19 protein-coding genes are annotated in these 16,000 nt (G+C 68.7%); 11 read left to right on the forward strand and 8 right to left on the reverse strand.

The features are described 5' to 3' along the window. Nucleotides 1–67: 67 nt before the first annotated feature. From purB to AC1DBE_RS13195, 4 genes are all read left to right on the forward strand, one after another. Nucleotides 68–1,510, forward strand: a complete 1,443-nt coding sequence (gene purB / locus AC1DBE_RS13180) for an adenylosuccinate lyase (RefSeq protein ID WP_476970812.1) — start codon at nucleotides 68–70, stop codon at nucleotides 1,508–1,510. 235 nt (nucleotides 1,511–1,745) lie between these two features. Next, nucleotides 1,746–2,525 carry an endonuclease/exonuclease/phosphatase family protein gene (locus AC1DBE_RS13185; protein ID WP_476970813.1) on the forward strand — a complete coding sequence of 260 codons (780 nt, stop codon included), beginning with the start codon at nucleotides 1,746–1,748 and terminating at the stop codon, nucleotides 2,523–2,525. Nucleotides 2,526–2,570: 45 nt separating this feature from the next. Then, nucleotides 2,571–3,242 (forward strand): histidine phosphatase family protein, encoded by a 672-nt coding sequence (locus AC1DBE_RS13190; protein ID WP_476970814.1) that lies wholly within the window; start codon nucleotides 2,571–2,573, stop codon nucleotides 3,240–3,242. Between the two features lie 128 nt (nucleotides 3,243–3,370). Further along, complete coding sequence (locus AC1DBE_RS13195; protein WP_476879003.1) at nucleotides 3,371–3,874, forward strand: GNAT family N-acetyltransferase; 504 nt, start codon at nucleotides 3,371–3,373, stop codon at nucleotides 3,872–3,874. A gap of 8 nt (nucleotides 3,875–3,882) precedes the next feature. On the opposite strand, the gene AC1DBE_RS13200 is transcribed toward AC1DBE_RS13195, so the two are convergent. The 3 genes from AC1DBE_RS13200 to AC1DBE_RS13210 form a co-directional block, all read right to left on the reverse strand. After that, on the reverse strand, nucleotides 3,883–4,275 hold the full coding sequence (locus tag AC1DBE_RS13200; RefSeq protein ID WP_476903745.1) for a nuclear transport factor 2 family protein: 393 nt from the start codon (nucleotides 4,273–4,275) through the stop codon (nucleotides 3,883–3,885). A 45-nt stretch (nucleotides 4,276–4,320) separates the two neighbouring features. Then, a complete protein-coding gene (locus AC1DBE_RS13205) occupies nucleotides 4,321–5,094 on the reverse strand; it encodes an IclR family transcriptional regulator (protein ID WP_476970815.1) in 774 nt (257 codons plus the stop codon). A gap of 67 nt (nucleotides 5,095–5,161) precedes the next feature. Further along, complete coding sequence (locus tag AC1DBE_RS13210; RefSeq protein ID WP_476970816.1) at nucleotides 5,162–6,238, reverse strand: FUSC family protein; 1,077 nt, start codon at nucleotides 6,236–6,238, stop codon at nucleotides 5,162–5,164. Nucleotides 6,239–6,422: 184 nt separating this feature from the next. Between AC1DBE_RS13210 and mscL the strand changes: the two genes are divergently transcribed. Continuing rightward, nucleotides 6,423–6,980: a large conductance mechanosensitive channel protein MscL gene (mscL, locus tag AC1DBE_RS13215; RefSeq protein WP_476970817.1), complete on the forward strand. Its 558-nt coding sequence runs from the start codon at nucleotides 6,423–6,425 to the stop codon at nucleotides 6,978–6,980. Nucleotides 6,981–7,028: 48 nt separating this feature from the next. Here mscL and AC1DBE_RS13220 read toward each other — a convergent pair whose 3' ends face one another. Then, nucleotides 7,029–8,003: a diacylglycerol/lipid kinase family protein gene (locus AC1DBE_RS13220; protein WP_476879002.1), complete on the reverse strand. Its 975-nt coding sequence runs from the start codon at nucleotides 8,001–8,003 to the stop codon at nucleotides 7,029–7,031. 230 nt (nucleotides 8,004–8,233) lie between these two features. Between AC1DBE_RS13220 and AC1DBE_RS13225 the strand changes: the two genes are divergently transcribed. Next, nucleotides 8,234–8,857, forward strand: coding sequence for a hypothetical protein (locus AC1DBE_RS13225; protein WP_476970818.1), 624 nt, complete (start codon nucleotides 8,234–8,236; stop codon nucleotides 8,855–8,857). Here AC1DBE_RS13225 and AC1DBE_RS13230 read toward each other — a convergent pair. Beyond that, nucleotides 8,854–9,930: an ATP-dependent DNA ligase gene (locus AC1DBE_RS13230; protein WP_476880014.1), complete on the reverse strand. Its 1,077-nt coding sequence runs from the start codon at nucleotides 9,928–9,930 to the stop codon at nucleotides 8,854–8,856. The two genes, AC1DBE_RS13225 and AC1DBE_RS13230, sit on opposite strands and share 4 nt — an antisense overlap. Before the next feature lie 154 nt (nucleotides 9,931–10,084). On the opposite strand from AC1DBE_RS13230, the gene AC1DBE_RS13235 reads away from it, so the two are divergent. After that, nucleotides 10,085–10,321 (forward strand): hypothetical protein, encoded by a 237-nt coding sequence (locus AC1DBE_RS13235; protein WP_476970819.1) that lies wholly within the window; start codon nucleotides 10,085–10,087, stop codon nucleotides 10,319–10,321. A 3-nt stretch (nucleotides 10,322–10,324) separates the two neighbouring features. Here AC1DBE_RS13235 and AC1DBE_RS13240 read toward each other — a convergent pair whose 3' ends face one another. Genes AC1DBE_RS13240 through AC1DBE_RS13250 form a run of 3 tightly spaced genes read right to left on the reverse strand, consistent with a single transcriptional unit; the run spans nucleotide 10,325 to nucleotide 12,007 of the window. After that, the gene (locus AC1DBE_RS13240; protein WP_476880012.1) at nucleotides 10,325–10,609 is read right to left on the reverse strand and encodes a MoaD/ThiS family protein; all 285 of its coding nucleotides are present in this window, start codon (nucleotides 10,607–10,609) and stop codon (nucleotides 10,325–10,327) included. 7 nt (nucleotides 10,610–10,616) lie between these two features. After that, complete coding sequence (locus AC1DBE_RS13245; RefSeq protein ID WP_476880011.1) at nucleotides 10,617–11,756, reverse strand: WD40/YVTN/BNR-like repeat-containing protein; 1,140 nt, start codon at nucleotides 11,754–11,756, stop codon at nucleotides 10,617–10,619. A gap of 50 nt (nucleotides 11,757–11,806) precedes the next feature. Continuing rightward, on the reverse strand, nucleotides 11,807–12,007 hold the full coding sequence (locus tag AC1DBE_RS13250) for a hypothetical protein (protein ID WP_476880010.1): 201 nt from the start codon (nucleotides 12,005–12,007) through the stop codon (nucleotides 11,807–11,809). 154 nt (nucleotides 12,008–12,161) lie between these two features. Between AC1DBE_RS13250 and AC1DBE_RS13255 the strand changes: the two genes are divergently transcribed. The 4 genes from AC1DBE_RS13255 (at nucleotide 12,162) to AC1DBE_RS13270 (ending at nucleotide 15,844) form a co-directional block, all read left to right on the forward strand. Next, on the forward strand, nucleotides 12,162–12,671 hold the full coding sequence (locus AC1DBE_RS13255) for a universal stress protein (RefSeq protein ID WP_476880009.1): 510 nt from the start codon (nucleotides 12,162–12,164) through the stop codon (nucleotides 12,669–12,671). A 231-nt stretch (nucleotides 12,672–12,902) separates the two neighbouring features. Continuing rightward, entirely contained in the window at nucleotides 12,903–13,250 is a 348-nt protein-coding gene (locus AC1DBE_RS13260) for a metal-sensitive transcriptional regulator (protein ID WP_476880008.1), read from the forward strand. A 67-nt stretch (nucleotides 13,251–13,317) separates the two neighbouring features. Further along, nucleotides 13,318–13,548 (forward strand): heavy-metal-associated domain-containing protein, encoded by a 231-nt coding sequence (locus tag AC1DBE_RS13265; protein WP_476880007.1) that lies wholly within the window; start codon nucleotides 13,318–13,320, stop codon nucleotides 13,546–13,548. 25 nt (nucleotides 13,549–13,573) lie between these two features. Further along, nucleotides 13,574–15,844 carry a heavy metal translocating P-type ATPase gene (locus AC1DBE_RS13270; RefSeq protein ID WP_476970820.1) on the forward strand — a complete coding sequence of 757 codons (2,271 nt, stop codon included), beginning with the start codon at nucleotides 13,574–13,576 and terminating at the stop codon, nucleotides 15,842–15,844. The last annotated feature ends 156 nt before the right edge of the window (nucleotides 15,845–16,000 follow it).

The raw sequence follows: 16,000 nt of genomic DNA on the forward strand, positions 1-16,000 counted from the left end.
ACTCTGCTGGATGTCATACGCAACGGCCCGCTTCAGGCCCGGCGGGACTTCGTGAAAGAATCGGACCATGCCTGAAACTGCCGCCACAGCTGAGACCCGCACGCCTTCCGGACGCCTGGCCCTTGCCGCGTCCGACCACCAGATCGCGCTCGGCCCGCTGGACGGCCGCTACCAGTCGGCGGTCGCCCCGCTGGTTGACTACCTGTCCGAGGCCGCCCTGAACCGTGACCGGGTCGCCGTCGAAGTTGAATGGCTCATCCACCTGACCAGCAACAACGTGCTGCCCGGAGCCGGCCCGCTGACAAGCGCCCAGCAGGATCAGCTGCGCGCCATTGTTACCGAATTCGACGCCGCGTCTGTGTCCGAGCTGGCCGAGATCGAGGCTGTCACCGTGCATGACGTCAAGGCGGTGGAGTACTACATCGGCCGGCGGCTGCCGGGCATCGGGATCGAACACCTGACGGCCATGGTGCACTTCGGCTGCACCTCGGAGGACATCAACAACCTTTCCTACGCGCTCGGGGTCAAGGGCGCCGTCGAGGACGTGTGGCTGCCCGCAGCCCGCAAGCTCGTCGCCCAGATCAGCTCGATGGCCGAAGCCAACCGTGCGGTTCCGATGCTCTCCCGCACGCACGGCCAGCCGGCGACCCCCACCACGCTGGGCAAGGAGCTGGCCGTGATCGCCCACCGGCTGACCCGCCAGCTGGACCGCATCGCCCGGACCGAATACCTCGGCAAAATCAACGGCGCCACCGGCACCTACGCCGCACACGTCGCCTCCGTACCGGGCGCCGACTGGGAGCAAGTCGCCAAGAGCTTCGTGGAGACGCTCGGCCTGGACTGGAACCCGCTGACCACCCAGATCGAAAGCCACGACTGGCAGGCCGAGCTGTACGCCGACGTCGCACGCTTCAACCGCATCCTGCACAATGTCTGCACCGACATCTGGAGCTACATCTCGATCGGCTACTTCGCGCAGATTCCGGTCGCCGGAGCCACCGGGTCTTCGACCATGCCGCACAAGGTCAACCCGATCCGCTTCGAGAACGCCGAGGCCAACCTGGAGATTTCCTCCGGGCTCCTGGACGTGCTGGGCTCCACCCTGGTGACCTCGCGCTGGCAGCGCGACCTCACGGACTCCTCCTCGCAGCGCAATATCGGTGTGGCATTCGGCCACTCCCTGCTGGCCATCTCCAACGTGGCCAAGGGACTGGACCGCCTGGACGTCGCGGAGGCCGTGCTGGCCAAGGACCTGGACACCAACTGGGAGGTCCTCGGCGAGGCCATCCAGATGGTGATGCGCGCCGAGGCGATCGCCGGCGTCGAAGGCATGGAAAACCCGTACGAACGGCTCAAGGACCTGACCCGCGGCCAGCGCGTCGACGCCGCCCGGATGCAGGAATTCGTGCAGGGCCTGGGGCTGTCCGCGGACGCCGAAGCCCGGCTCCTGGCCCTGACCCCGGGCAAGTACACCGGCATCGCGGAGAAGCTGGTCGACCACCTGGCGTAGCCGCAGCCACTCGGATTTAACCTTCCGGCAGGCCGCCGTTTACGCGGCCGTCGAGGACCGGCCAGCTTCCGGGGGAAAGCTGGGACTGTTACCGACACGAGGAGACCCCTTGCCGACCGACACTGAGTCGAGAGCACGGACTATTCCGGCCGGCCCCCGTCCGGCCGCCGACACGGACCCCGGACCAGGCCCACGCCCGGATCCCGACGACCCCCGCGCGGCCGGGCTGAGCCTGATGAGCTTCAACATCCGCTGCGACATCCCGGCGGCCCTTCCCGGCGAGGCGGACTACTGGCCGGAGCGCATTCCCGCCCTGCAGGCCGTCCTGGCCGAGGAGCTGCCCGACGTGCTGGGCATCCAGGAGGGCCTCGAGCACCAGCTGGCCGTCATCGATGAGGCCCTTCCCGAGCATTACCGGATGATCGGCCATGGCCGCGACGGCGGCAGCGCCGGCGAGCACTCCAGCATCTTCTTCGATTCCCGCCGCCTCACGCTGCGGGACTGGGACCAGTTCTGGCTGTCGGACACCCCCGCGGTGGTCGGCTCGGCGACCTGGGGGAACAACGTCACCCGGATCGCCACGTGGGGCCGGTTCGAGGACAACCGCACCGGCCGCGAGCTGATGGTGGTCAATACCCACTTCGACCACGAATCGGAGAACGCCCAGCTGCGCAGCGCCGAGGCCCTCGTGGACCACGCCACGCGCTTTGACCAGGGCCTCCCCACCGTCCTGATGGGCGATTTCAACGCCGACGCCGGCGCCTCCGGGGCGTACAGCACACTGGTGGACAGCGGCGCGTTCCGTGACTCGTGGACGGTCGCGCAGGAACGCCTGACCCCGGCCTACGGTACTTTCCCCAACTACAAGGACCCGGTGGTGGGCGAACGGCGCATCGACTGGATCGCCGTCACCCCTGACATCCACGTTGCCGAGGCCGCCGTCAACACGTTCCGGCTCGGCGACCGTTATCCCAGCGACCACGCCCCGATCCAGGCCACCGTCCTGATCCCCTAGGTAATGCCCGCCCGGGCCCGCTTCCCCGCCGGTAAACTCGCTGGCATGAGGCTTTTGCTGATCCGCCATGGGCAGACTCCGGGCAACGTCCTGGGGCAACTGGATACGGCCCACCCCGGGCCCGGCCTGACGGAACTCGGTGAACGCCAGGCGGCCGCCCTGGCCCGCTCCCTGGCCACCCAGCGGATAGGCCTGCTCTACGCCTCGACCCTGCTGCGCACCCAGCTCACCGCCACGCCGCTCGCTGCCGCCCGCGGCCTGGAGATCGAGGTGCTGGAAGGCCTGCGGGAAATCGAGGCCGGTGCGCTGGAGAAACTCACCGACCGCGAATCCCACCTGCGCTACCTGGGCACCGTGTTTGCCTGGGCCGCAGGCGACCTCGACCGGCGGATGCCAGCGGGGCCCAGCGGCCATGACTTCTTCGAACGCTACGACGCGTCCATCGCCAGGATCGCGGCGGCTGCCGCCGGGGGCGGGGACGACGACGCCGTCGCCGTCGTCAGCCACGGCGCTGCAATCCGCGTCTGGACCGGTTTGCGCGCCACCAATGTCGAGGCAGAGTTCGCCGCGCGGCACGTGCTCGCCAACACCGGCATCGTGGCCCTCGAAGGGGATCCCGACGCCGGGTGGCGGCTGATCCACTGGGACGACAGCCCGGTGGGCGGCCTTGCCCTGGCGGACCCGACGGCCGAAGACCCCACGGGCCGCCCCGCCTGAGTGAGCCGGGGCCACGTGCCCACGGCCGGGGGACGGGAATTCTCGCACCCCTTACGCGGCGGAAACACCACGGAAACGGCGCCTGCCTAGCCTAGGTCTGCATAACCCTTCGGCGAATCGAGGCAATGATGCAGACCAACCCGCGTCTCAACATCAGGCAGGTCCCCTGGTCGCACCCGGTGGGCGCCGACCTGCGGGCTGCCCAGCAGGCGGAACTGGATGCACGCTTTGGCCACGGTGAACACGAGGCCGGGGCGCCGCCGTCGGAAGCCGACTCGGCGGTCTTCCTCGTGGCGCACGACAAGGCGTCCGGCCAGCCCGTCGGCTGCGGCGGCCTCCGGCTGCTTGATGAGCACACCGCCGAGATCAAGCGGCTCTACGTACTGCCGTACACGCGGGGCTCCGGTGTGGCCAGCTCCATCCTGGCCGCCCTGGAAGGCCACGCCCACGCCCTGGGCATCACCACGCTGACTGCCGAGGCAGGATCGGTGCAGACCGACGGCCGGCAGTTCTACCAAAATTCAGGCTTCACTCCGGTTCCCAACTTCGGGCCGTACGTGGGCCTGGACCACTCGTACTGCTTCGCCAAGGCGATCGACTCGCACAGCGCCGCCCACACGGCCATGGCCTAGGGGTTCGCTCAGGTCCAGAAATCGTCCGCTTTGGCCGTGTCCTCGAAATACTCCCGGCCTTCAGCGACTTTTCCGTCGCGGAGCACAAACGTGATGATGGTTCCCATGTCGAGGGTCTTGCCGTTGGCTTCGCCGTGGGTGCGCTGGATCGCTACCGTATGCTTGTCACCGCCAACAATGTCCTCAACGTCGGCCCGGAAATTGCCCTGCGTGCGGGCGCCCAGCTCGCCGAAGTACGCCAGGACGGCATCCCGGCCCTGCTTGGTTCCTGACAGCACGCCGCTCCCCGCAACGTGCCAGACTGCGTCCTCCGCGAAGATCTCGACAAGAGTCGCCATATCCCCTGAATTGAAGGCCTCGTATCCTCGCCGGACCAATTCAACATTCTCTGCGTTTCCCATGATCGGACACCTCTCTACCGTCCTTGGCGGGTCATGCTGGGACGGTTAAAGGCTAGTCCCGGCCCGGGGTGCTGTCGATGGCGAATCGGCCAGCCGGCGCCCGATTCCGCGGGCCGCGGTCTGCAGTGCCGGCACCAGCGCCTGCAGCCGCATTTCCTGCAGTGGAACCACGACGCCGAGGGCCGCGACGGTCCGCTTCCGGGCGTCCCGCACGGGTACTGCGATCCCCCACGTATCGGCGTCGACCACCCCGGCCAACTGGGCGAACCCGTCGGCGGCGGCTCCGCCCAGCAGGCGCCGGACGTCACCGGGACGGAGGGCGCCGGCCGGATCCTTGAACTGGCGAAGATACTCCGCCTGGACCGCGGCCGGCTGGTGGGCCATCAGGGCCAGCCCGGCCGAGGACAGGTGCACGGGCATCCGGCCGGCGACCTTCGCCCGGTTCACCACTGAGCCGCGGCGCGATAGGCGCTCGACGAACAAGGCATCCCAGCCGTCCAGCACGGCGAGGTTCACATTCTGGTGCAGCACCTGCTGGATGTCTTCCATAAACGGCATGGCAGCCTGCCGCAGGGCCAGGGTGGGCGAATTCCGGTTCACGAGTTCCCACAGCCGCAGCCCCAGCCGGACGGACCCGCCGGCGCCGAGTTCCAGCAGCCCGTGCCCGGCCAGTTGCCGGACCAGCCGGTGGGCCGAGGTCAGTGGAAGGCCGGCCCGGTCGGCGAGATCGGAGAGTGGCAGGGCCGAACCCTCGGAGAACGACTCCAGCAGGCGGACAACGCGGTCCACCACGGAATCCCCCGACCCGGAATTTGCCACGCTCCCCGCCTCCGCACTGTTGACCGCCCTGACTGGTGCCTAACGGTGCCAGTCTTCCATTGAACGGTCAGGCGCGCCTGCGTGACGGCGGGCCCATCCGCTGCCACAGCGCGGGTGCCAGCACAACGCCGACGCCGACGGCGGCTCCGATGAGGGTCTCCAGCAGGCGGTCCCGCAACAGCGTTCCGGCGGGCACCGGGGCCACCAGGAGGGTCGAGATCAGCGCGAGTGGGGTGACGAACAACTGGGCCAGCATGTACTGCCGGGCAATGAACATCTCGGCGCCGAACTGGCACGCGGCGATCACCAGGACGGTCTGCCAGGGGGCCGGCTGCAGCAGCAGGATCGCCGCCAGCAGCACGAGTCCCAACGCCGTGCCGATGATGCGCTGCACCCCGCGGCTGATCCGGTGCCGGGTGCTGTGCCCGACCAACGGCACAACGGCCGCCACCATGGCCCAGTAGTTGTGGCCGAACCCGAGGCTTCCGCCCACCAGCGTGGCCAGGCTGCCGGCCAGGCCCGCGGCGACCAGATACCCCACAGCTTCCAGGCCCGCGACGCGGCGTTCGGCGGCGTTCAGGCGCGGCGGCGGCGACCACACCCACGGCTGCCGCCGGCTGGGCGCGACGCGGGCGGACAAACCGATCAGCAGCGAGAACACCACCGTCAGGACAGCCACCAGCATGCCCTGCCACAGCGGCGGCTGGCTGGGGATCGAGGCGATGGCCGCGAACGCGAAGATATGGAACAGTGACCCCGCGGGGCGCAACCGCCACCACGCCACCACCAGCGAGCAGCCGCCGGCCACCAGGGTGGTCGCCAGGACCTGCAGCCAGATGGTGCCGCCGGGGGTCAGCGCCAGGGCCGTGCCGGCGCGGGCCGTCAGCGCGCTGAGCAGCATCACGGCCAGCATGAGGGTGCCGGCGCGCAGCTGCAGGACAAACCGCCGGCCGTGGGGCTCGTTGCGTCCGTAGATACCGGTGAAGGCGCCGAACGAAGCGAAAATGGCCAGATCCAGCCGGCCAAGCAGCACCAGGGTGATCAGCGGCACGAAGACACCGACGGCGCAGCGGATCGCGGCCTGGTGGTCCTTGTTGGCTGGCGCCACGGAGAACATTTCGGCGAAGAAGTTAGCAGCCTTCACGGACGGGAACGGCCTTTCCTGGCAGTCGGTTGGAATCGACGGCGGCACTGGCATCCAGCTGAATCGTATGCTTTCCCGGTGGCCTGCGGCCCCTTGGCTTCCGTTCAACGGAAGGGCGGGGCCGGCGGCGGAGGTGGTAGCGTCTATCGGTTGAACCACCCGTACGGCTCACTCCGGAGGACCCATGCTCAAAGGATTCAAAGACTTCATCCTTCGCGGCAACGTGATCGAACTGTCCATCGCCGTCGTCGTCGGTACCGCCTTCACGGCCCTGGTCACCGCGTTCACCACCAACATCGTCAACCCGATCATCGCGGCAGCGGGCGGCGTGGAGACCCAAGGCCTCGGTTTTTCCGTATGGCCCGGCAACGCCAAGACCTTCGTGAACATCGGAGCTGTGATGACGGCGTTCGTGACGTTCCTCATCACGGCCGGGGTGGTGTACTTCATCTTTGTGGCCCCGATGAACAGGATCAACCGGATGGTCAAGCACCGGCTGGCCGCCCCGGAACCCGAGGAGAAGCCCATCCCGGCGGACACCGCGTTGCTGGCGGAGATCCGGGACCTGCTGGCGTCGCTGGCCGGCAGCGGAGCGGGCGCGGCGGATCGCGGCAGCGCGGACGGCGCTGGCGCCGCGACGGATAGCGACGGCGCCGCCGCAGAGTCTCGCGAGGGAGCGGGGTCTCGTGAGGGAGCAGAGCCCGGCCGGACGGCGGAGTTCACCGGCGGACGCTCCCGCTAACCGGGCCGGGCGCGGCAGCGGTGCGCGCGGCCGGCCCGGCGGTGAGGGCTAGGCCGCCTTCGTCATCCTGATCGTCAGGGCTTCGTGCTCCACCTCGACCATGAGGTGCTTGGCCTTGCCAATGTGGTCGCCGTCGAGCTGGAACTCCTGCTCGTGGTCGAGGCTGATTTCCGCGGACTTCCCGGCGAAGTACTCCACGGCCTTGCTCTTGCCCTTCTTGCGGCCGAACATGCCGGCGAGGACGTTGAACCAGCCGAACCTGCCTACCGGGGCCAGGAGCAGGACGTCCAGGATGTTGTCATCGATCTTGGCGTCGGGGAAGACTTCGATGCCGCCGGTGATCTTGCCGCAGTTGCCCACCATAACGCTGCGGATCCGGCGGCGCACCGGGTGCTGTCCGTCGATGCTGATCCTGGCTTTCACCGGCTTGCCGGGCAGGTGCCGGATACCGGCCTCCACGTAGGCGAGCCAGCCCACACGGTCCTTGAGTTCGTCCACGGTGTTCGCCATGATCGCCGCGTCGTAGCCAAGGCCGGCCATGACCAGGAAGACCTGCTCGTCCTCGGAGTGGTCAAGGCGTGCCTTCACCACGTCCACCTTGATGTCGGAGCCGTTCAGGACGTCGTAGCTGGCGGCCACGGGATCGGTGATGTCGACCCCGATGTTGCGGGCCAGCAGGTTGCCCGTGCCCATCGGGACCAGGCCCATCGGGGTCCCGGTGCCCGCAAGGACCTCGGCCACACAGCGCACGGTTCCGTCGCCGCCGGCGGCAATAACGACGTCGGCCCCTGCCTCGAGCGCCTCGCGCGCCTGGCCCAGGCCGGTGTCCTCGGCCGTGGTCTCCAGCCAGAGCGGTTCCGCCCAGCCCTGCGTCTCGCAGAGGCGGTAGAAGGAGGCCTTGAAATCCTCGCCGGAGGACTTCATGGGGTTGATGATCACGGCGGCACGCTTGAGCTGGACGGAGGAGTCCTGTGCGGCATCGGCCTGGACGGATTCGTCCTGCGCGGCATTGGTCTGTGGCATGGTGTCCTTCGGGCGTGTGGGCGGGATGGGTCCCGCAGGGAAATCCTATAGCGAGAGAGCGGTTTTACCGGCCCGGCAGTGCACTGCATGGACGGTGCCGCCTGCCCCTGCGTAGCCAGTCCCGTAATAGCTGCGGGGCAAATCATCATTTCCGGGCCGGGTTGTGCCAGACTAAGCGGGATTTACCGGCCCAGAGGGGACCGGGATCACTCATCTCATTTGGGGGAATGATGACAGAGCGCGCAGATTTTGACGCCAGAAATGAATCCGGATCCGTTGGAGGCGCCCAGCCGGCGCACGGCCAGCACTGGCCGGACGGGGCCCCATGGCCGGATTCCCCCGACCACCGCCGGGCACAGGCGCCCGCGTTCCCGATTCCCGCCATCCGTGCCACTCCCCCGGAAAACACCGTGCGCGGAGTGGTCTTTGCCCTGGCGATGGCGCCGGCCGGCGTCGCCCTTTGGCTGGTCCTCTGGAAGCTGGGCTGGATGGCCTCGATCGTTGCCTTCCTGACCGCTGCAGGGGCCGCTCGGCTGTACATCGCCGGCAGTACCGCGGGCCGCGGCGGCACCATCACCCGGCGTGGTGCGTGGGTGGTGGTTGTTGTGACCGCGGTGACCGTGCTCGCGTCGTTCCTGGGCAGCATCTGGCTGGATCTGGCCGACTACCTTGGCGGATCACCGGTGGAACTCCTGTTCGAGCCCGGGGCCTGGGCGCTGCTGGGCGACAATCTGGCGAACAACGCCGACCTCGTCGAGGGCTACAAGGGGGAGTTCCTGATGGCGTTGCTGTTCAGCGCGCTGGGCTGCTTTTTCACCCTGCGGCAGCTCTTCGCCCAGTCACGCCGCGGCTAGCCGCGTCCCGCCCCCAGCACAGCCGCGAGGTCATAGTTGACCGGCTCTTCGAGCTGCGCGTAGGTACAGGACTCCGGCTCCCGGTCCGGCCGCCAGCGGACAAACTGCGTGGTGTGCCGGAACCGGGGCCCCTCCATGTGGTCGTACTTCACCTCCACCACCCGCTCCGGCCGCAGCGGCGTGAAATCCAGGCTCTTGCCCGCACTCCAGCGGCTTGCCTCGGCGTTGCGCGGCGTCCGGACGCCCTCCTCCTGCTGGGCCGGCGCCCAGGGATGGCCGGCAAGATCGGTGACCAGCGGCTGGAGCTCCTCGAACAGCTCCTGCCGGCGCTGCATGGGGAACGCGCCCACCACGCCCACGTTGGCGAGGCTCCCGTCGTCGTCGTACAGCCCTAAGAGCAGGGAGCCGATCCGGTCCGGGCCGGAGGTGTGCACCCGGTAGCCGGCGAGCACACAGTCAGCGGTGCGTTCGTGTTTGACCTTGAACATGGTGCGTTTGTCCGGCTGGTAGCTGGAGCCCAGGGCCTTGGCCACGATTCCGTCCAGGCCGGCGCCCTCGAACTGCCGGAACCACTGCGCCGCAGTGTCCCGGTCCCTGGTCGCGGCGGTCAGGTGCACAGGCGCAGCACTGCCCGCCAGAACCTGCTCCAGGGTCGACCGGCGCTCCTCGAAGGGCCGGGCGGTAAGGTCCTCGGCGTCAAGGGCCAGCAGGTCGAACGCGACGAAACTGGCGGGCGTTTCTCCGGCCAGGAGCCGGACACGGCTCGCCGCCGGGTGGATCCGCTGCTGGAGTGCATCGAAGTCCAGCCGGTCCCCGCCCCGTCCCACGAGGATGATCTCGCCGTCGAGCACACAGCGCTGCGGCAGGTTTATTTTCAGGGCCTCGACCAGCTCCGGGAAGTATCTGGTCAGGGGTTTTCCGTTGCGGCTGCCGATCTCCACCTCGTCGCCGTCGCGGAAGATGATGGAGCGGAAGCCGTCCCATTTGGGCTCGAAGCTCATGGGCCCCTCGGGCAGGTCGCGGACGGCTTTCGCCAGCATCGGCGCGACAGGGGGCATCAGGGGCAGTTGCATAGGCCCCATTCTGGCGTGGCCCGGCGCCGGCGTCGATCCCCTGGCACGGAAAACTAACCGGGTCCTTACCGGGCCGAAACGCGGCGGCAACATTAGCGCCGGACACTGGAAGTGCCGGCAAGAGCAGGCGCCAGCTCCAGTCCAGGAGGCCCCCATGTTGAAGGAAGCCAAAGCCCAGATAACCCGGATCCGTGCCCTCGACCAGCTGCATCGCGGCGATGAGATCGAAGCCCGGCTGCGGATCGGCCCGAACTACGACGACGTCGTGATCCGCCGCGGCCGCGTCCAGGAGACGGCACCGGGGATCGGCGTCGTGTGGATCCTGGACCGGCAGTCGGGCACCCGCAAAGTGGTCAACACGGATGAGTGCAGCCTCTGGCGGGTCGCCTGAGCCTTAACCGCCGGCGACGGACTGGATGATCAGGACCTCCTGGCCCGGCGCCACTTCCGTTGCCAGGCCCTGCAGCCGCCGGATTTCATTCCCGTTGACGTATATATTCACGTAACGGCGTACGGATCCGGTTTCGTCCCGCAGGCGCCTGGCCAACGCGGGAAACTCTCCCGCCACCGAATCCAGCAGCCACCGAACCGTCACGGCACTGTCCGCGGGTGCAGTCAGGATGGACTGCCCGCCGGCCAGCGGCTGGAGGACGCTGGGCAACAAGACGCTAATCTCCACGGAACGCCTAGGCGGAAAAGGCGGCGTCGGACCGCTGGGCTCCGGCGAGGGGTGCCCCGACGACGGCGGCGGCCCGGACGCAGAGTACGTCCGGCAGGTGGGAGGCCACCTCAGTGAAGTGTTCGCCTTCGTCATGACTGGCGTAGACGCTACCCCCGCGGGTTCCGAAGTAGACCCCGGCGGGCTCTCCCCCGTCGACGCAGGCAGCATCACGGAGAACAACGTTGTATTCGGACTCCGGCAGGCCCGCGTCCAGCCGCTTCCAGGTGGCGCCGGCGTCGTCGGTCCGGTGCACGGCAAGTTTGCCCTCCGGCGGGATCCTTTCGCCGTCGGCCTTCAGTGGGATCACCCATGCGGTCCCCGCGCGCCGCGGGTGCGTCAGCATCACGAAACCGAAGTCCGCCGGCAGCCCGTCGGCGATCGACTCCCATGTCTCGGCGTTGTCGTCAGTCCTGTAGACGCCGTGGTGGTTTTGCGCGTACAGGCGGCCTTCCACGGAGGCGTCGGCGGCGATCTTATGCACACACTGGCCGAATTCAGGGTAGGGGTCGGGGTTGAAGCGGGCAGAGATCCCCTTGTTCCGCGCCTCCCAGGACGTGCCGCCGTCGAGTGAGCGGTATACCCCGCCGGTACTCATCGCGATGTGCACCTTTTCGCCGTCGGGGTTCACAACAATGGAGTGGGCCGCGGCGCCGCCGTAGCCGGCCCCCCACTCGCTGCGATGCGGGTGGTCCCACAGCCCACGGTTCAGTTCAAAGTGCTCGCCGCCGTCGGTCGATTTCCAGACCGAAATAGGCTCGCAGCCGGCCCAGACGACGCCGGGCCGGGATTCCGCGTCCGGGTACAGCTGCCAGACGCGCTCGAGCGCCGCGTCAGTACCCTGGGGGAACTGGATGGCCCCGTTCTCGGGCTCCGTCCACGTTTCGCCGAGGTCATCGGAGTGGAAGACAGTGGGTCCCCAGTGTTCCGAGCGGACGCCCACCAGGATGCGGGTCCGGCCTTCGCGTGTGTCGATGGCGATGCTGGGGACCTCGCTCATGAGGAAATGCGGACCGGTCAGCGACCAGGTGCGGCGGTCCGGGCTGGTAGCCAGCCAGAGGCCTTTTTTGGTGCCGATCGCCAGGACATAACTTTCTGCGGTTGCCATGCCCTACATGCAACCACCGGGGTCCCGCGGCCGCAATGGTTTGCGGGGATTCAATCGACGAATTCGGACTGGATCTCCACGAAGTCCCAGTCCGCGGCACTGAGCACCCCGGTGGGCCGGTCCGGATGCGGGCCGCCGGCCTCCGCGATGCCCTGCAGAACCTGCAGCGGGAGTTCATCGGCGCGCAGGTTCTCCCGCAGCCACTCCTTGCTGGAAAGATCCAGGTCCAGCCACCACATATAGATGTCCACCGCCGCCACCTCTCCGTTGCCGTGCCCCTGTTTCCCGACGGTAAAGCCGGCGCCTGGGCCGGGCAAGGGCCACTGGTCCTGGGCGTTCGAGGGCGGGACCCGACCGGGCAGGAAGGCCCTAGCCCGGGCCGGAGGGCGCGAGCCACAATGGGGCATGCCCGCCGAGCCAACGGGCACCGCTCCGCTGGTGGTCGGCGTCCTCCCCGGCCAGCCTCCGGAGGTGCTCGAAACCGCCGCGACCCTGGCCACGCGCCTTGCCGCCCCGCTGGTTTGCGCCTTCGTGGACGAGGCCAGCTACCTCGTCGAGTGGGATCCGGCCCGCTCCGCCCACCGCCTTTCCCTCCATCCGGGCGCCGACAGCGCGGAAATCCTCGCCACCACGGAGCGGCTGCGCGCTGTTGTGGCCGACGTGTGCGAGGGCCGCGGTGTGGATTGGAGCCTGCGGACCCTTGCCGGGGATCCGGCCAGGGCCCTTGGCCGGCTGGCCGCCGACGCAGGCGCCGTAATGATCGTTGTGGGCACGCCGGCGCCTGGCCTGGGACACCGGCTCACCGCGGCCCTCAACGGCTCGGTGGCGGCGTGGCTCAGCCACCACCAGGAGCGCCCGGTCCTGATCGTTCCGGTGCGGGACGCCGCGCCCGGCCACCGCCACGGGGGCCCGTGAAGGCCCCGGAGAAAGTAAAGCGAAAGTAGTTATTCGAGGTGCTGGCGCATCGTCTCTACTGCCGAGTAAGGTTGTATCCGTAGGCGGGAAACCCCTACCCCATAAGCTGCTCCGGAGTGCGTATCCCCCAATAACGCACTCCGGAGCTCTTTAATTTCCGGGGACTTTCCGGCCGGCGCTCCGTCCCGGCAGACGGTTGCCTGATACCCCTAGGGGGTATATGTTGGTGGCATGAGCACGCCCGACCCCACCATCACCGAGCCGGAACAGGGTGCCGTCCCGCACCAGCACGGGTATACGGCCAACAAGGACGCGTACCTGAAACGGCTGAAGAGGATCGAGGGGCAGGTCCGCGGCATCGCCCGGATGGTCGATGAGGACAAGTACTGCATCGACGTCCTCACCCAGGTCGCTGCCGTCACGAAGGCCCTGCACGCGGTCAGCCTGGGGCTCGTCGAAGAGCACATCGGCCACTGCGTCGTGGGGGCGGCGGCAGAGCCGGATCCCGGGTTGCGGGCCGAGGCCATTGACCTCAAAGTCAAGGAGGCCACCGATGCCATCGGGCGCCTGCTGCGGTAGCGGCACCACCACCCACCACACCATCGGACTGGCGCACCCCGTCCAGTCCCGCACAGAGGAGGACCCCATGAGCACCGTTTCCACCATCGTCGAGGTATCCGGCATGACCTGCGGGCACTGCGTCTCTTCGGTCTCCGAGGAACTCGAGGCGCTGGCCGGCGTCGAAAGCGTCGACGTCGCCCTCAACGCCGGCGGCATCTCCACAGTCACCATCACCTCCGACAAAGCCCTGTCCGCCGCCGAAATCGGCGAGGCCGTCGCCGAGGCCGGGTACCTGGTGGTCGCAAACGAGGCCTGAGGCTGCCGGACCGAAAGGGACCACCGTGAGCAACGCCGAACTACTGGACGTGCCCGGATCCAGGGTGATCGAACTCGACATCGAGGGCATGACCTGCGCCTCCTGCGTCGGGCGCGTCGAACGGAAGCTCGGCAAGCTCGACGGCGTCCAGGCCGTGGTCAACCTGCCGCTGGAATCCGCCCGGGTCACCGTGCCGGACGCCATCTCGGATGACCAGATCACCGCAACCGTCAACGCCGCCGGCTACAAGGCAACTGTCCGGCCGCCACAGAAACCCGCCGCCACCGGCGGGGAGCCCGCCCCGGGCCACGCCGCGGCCCTCAAACCCCGGCTTGTTGCCGCGGCGGTCCTCACCGTCCCGGTCTTCGCCTTCTCCATGATCCCGGCCGCCCAGTTCCCGCACTGGGGCTGGGTCGCCGGCCTGCTGGCCCTGCCTGTGGTCACCTGGGCGGCATGGCCGTTCCACCGCGCCGCCGCAATCAATGCCCGGCACCTCGCGTCCACCATGGACACCCTGGTCTCGATCGGAGTGGCGGCCGCGTACCTCTTCTCGGCGTGGCAACTCATCGCCGATCCGCTCCTGACCGAGCACCCCGGCATGGAGGGCACGGGCTCTGCCGGGCTGTACTTTGAAGTCGCGTCCGTTGTCACCACCTTCCTGCTGCTCGGCCGCTACCTGGAGGCCAACGCCAAGCAGAAGGCCGGCGACGCACTCAGGGCCCTGCTGGACCTCGGCGCCAAGGAAGCCACCGTCCTCGCGGACGGTATGGAGTTCCAGGTCCCCGCGGACCGGCTCCGGACCGGCGACATCATTGTGGTCCGCCCGGGCGAGAAAATTGCCGCCGACGGTGTGGTCGTCGAAGGCTCCTCAGCGGTCGACGCCTCGCTGGTGACCGGGGAATCCGTTCCCGTCGAGGTCGGCCCGGACAGTCCTGTCACCGGCGCCACCATCAATACTGCGGGCCGGATCCTTGTCCGTGCGACGCGCGTCGGCGCCGACACCACCCTCGCCCACATGGGCCGGCTGGTGTCCCAGGCACAGTCCGGCAAGGCCCCTATCGCGCGTCTCGCAGACCGCATCAGCGCCGTATTCGTTCCCGTGGTTCTCGCCCTGGCCGTCGTCACGTTCGGGGCATGGCTGCTCGCGGCCGGCCCCAACATCAGCGGCACCGAACTGCGCGCCGCCTTTACGGCCGCCGTCGCCGTCCTGGTCATCGCCTGCCCCTGCGCCCTCGGCCTGGCCACACCGGTGGGGCTGCTCACCGGGACAGGCCGGGGCGCCCAGCTGGGCATCCTGATCAAGGGCCCGCAGGTCCTCGAGGACACCCGCACCGTGGACACTATCCTGCTGGACAAGACCGGCACCGTCACCTCGGGGCACCTGGCAGTTTCCGGCGTCACCCCCCTCGCCCCGTTCAGCGGGACGGACGTCCTGCGGCTCGGCGGCGCGGTGGAGGCCGCGTCCGAGCATCCGATCGCGCGAGCCATCGCCGCGGCGGCGCTCACCGCGGCTCAGGCGGACGACGACGACGCGCGGCTGCCCGCCGTCGCCGGTTTCCATTCAGCTCCCGGCGGCGGCGTCAGCGGCACCGTGGAGGGGCGGCGCATCACCGCGGGCCGCGCCGGCTGGCTGCGGGAAAACGGCGCCACCATTTCCGCAGCCCAGCAGGAGGCCCTGGCCGCCGCCGAACAGACCGGGGCGACCGCCATCTGGGTGGCCGTGGACGGCGCGCCTGCCGGAATTATCAGCCTGCGGGACACCCTCAAGCCGGGATCGGCGACAGCCATCGCCCGGCTTCGCGAACTGGGACTGCGGCCTGTCCTGCTGACCGGGGACAACGCCGCCGTGGCCGGCCAGGTGGCCGCCGCGGTCGGGATTGCGCCGGAGGACGTGTTTGCGGGGGTTTCACCGCAGGGCAAGGTGGACGCCGTGCGCACGCTGCAGGCCGGCGGCGCCACCGTGGCGATGGCAGGCGACGGCGTGAATGACGCTGCCGCGCTGGCCCAGGCGGACCTCGGCATCGCCATGGGATCGGGCACCGACGTCGCCATCGAAGCCGCGGACCTGACCGTGATGGGCAACGAACTGGGACAGGTCGCCCAGGCCATCGAGCTCTCCCGCCGGACTCTGGCCACCATCAAGACCAACCTTTTCTGGGCCTTCTTCTATAACGCCGTGGGCATCCCGGTCGCCGCGTTGGGGCTGCTCAACCCGATGATTGCAGGCGCGGCCATGGCGGCCAGTTCCGTCCTGGTGGTGGCCAACTCGCTGCGGCTGCGGCGGTTCGGCAGCTAAACAGGGGCGGCGGCGGGATGGGGAGTGCTGCCCATCGACAGTGTTTTCCGGGGCAGGGTAGGTTCTAGGTATTGGATCTTCCGGATCAGCCGGAGGCCGTTGGGGATGCCGACAGTGATCGGGTCCGGTGAACTAAGGAGATTGTCACATGGCTAT

It is taken from the genome of Arthrobacter sp. 10T416 (assembly GCF_056394165.1).

Coding starts and splice junctions, on each gene's coding strand:
- AC1DBE_RS13200 (WP_476903745.1), bottom strand. CDS start 4,275: ATGGGAAACGCAGAGAATGTTGAATTGGTCCGGCGAGGATACGAGGCC.
- AC1DBE_RS13185 (WP_476970813.1), top strand. CDS start 1,746: ATGAGCTTCAACATCCGCTGCGACATCCCGGCGGCCCTTCCCGGCGAG.
- purB (WP_476970812.1), top strand. CDS start 68: ATGCCTGAAACTGCCGCCACAGCTGAGACCCGCACGCCTTCCGGACGC.
- AC1DBE_RS13260 (WP_476880008.1), top strand. CDS start 12,903: ATGAGCACGCCCGACCCCACCATCACCGAGCCGGAACAGGGTGCCGTC.
- AC1DBE_RS13220 (WP_476879002.1), bottom strand. CDS start 8,003: ATGCCACAGACCAATGCCGCGCAGGACGAATCCGTCCAGGCCGATGCC.
- AC1DBE_RS13245 (WP_476880011.1), bottom strand. CDS start 11,756: ATGGCAACCGCAGAAAGTTATGTCCTGGCGATCGGCACCAAAAAAGGC.
- AC1DBE_RS13190 (WP_476970814.1), top strand. CDS start 2,571: ATGAGGCTTTTGCTGATCCGCCATGGGCAGACTCCGGGCAACGTCCTG.
- AC1DBE_RS13230 (WP_476880014.1), bottom strand. CDS start 9,930: ATGCAACTGCCCCTGATGCCCCCTGTCGCGCCGATGCTGGCGAAAGCC.
- AC1DBE_RS13255 (WP_476880009.1), top strand. CDS start 12,162: ATGCCCGCCGAGCCAACGGGCACCGCTCCGCTGGTGGTCGGCGTCCTC.
- AC1DBE_RS13195 (WP_476879003.1), top strand. CDS start 3,371: ATGCAGACCAACCCGCGTCTCAACATCAGGCAGGTCCCCTGGTCGCAC.
- AC1DBE_RS13235 (WP_476970819.1), top strand. CDS start 10,085: ATGTTGAAGGAAGCCAAAGCCCAGATAACCCGGATCCGTGCCCTCGAC.
- AC1DBE_RS13225 (WP_476970818.1), top strand. CDS start 8,234: ATGACAGAGCGCGCAGATTTTGACGCCAGAAATGAATCCGGATCCGTT.
- mscL (WP_476970817.1), top strand. CDS start 6,423: ATGCTCAAAGGATTCAAAGACTTCATCCTTCGCGGCAACGTGATCGAA.
- AC1DBE_RS13265 (WP_476880007.1), top strand. CDS start 13,318: ATGAGCACCGTTTCCACCATCGTCGAGGTATCCGGCATGACCTGCGGG.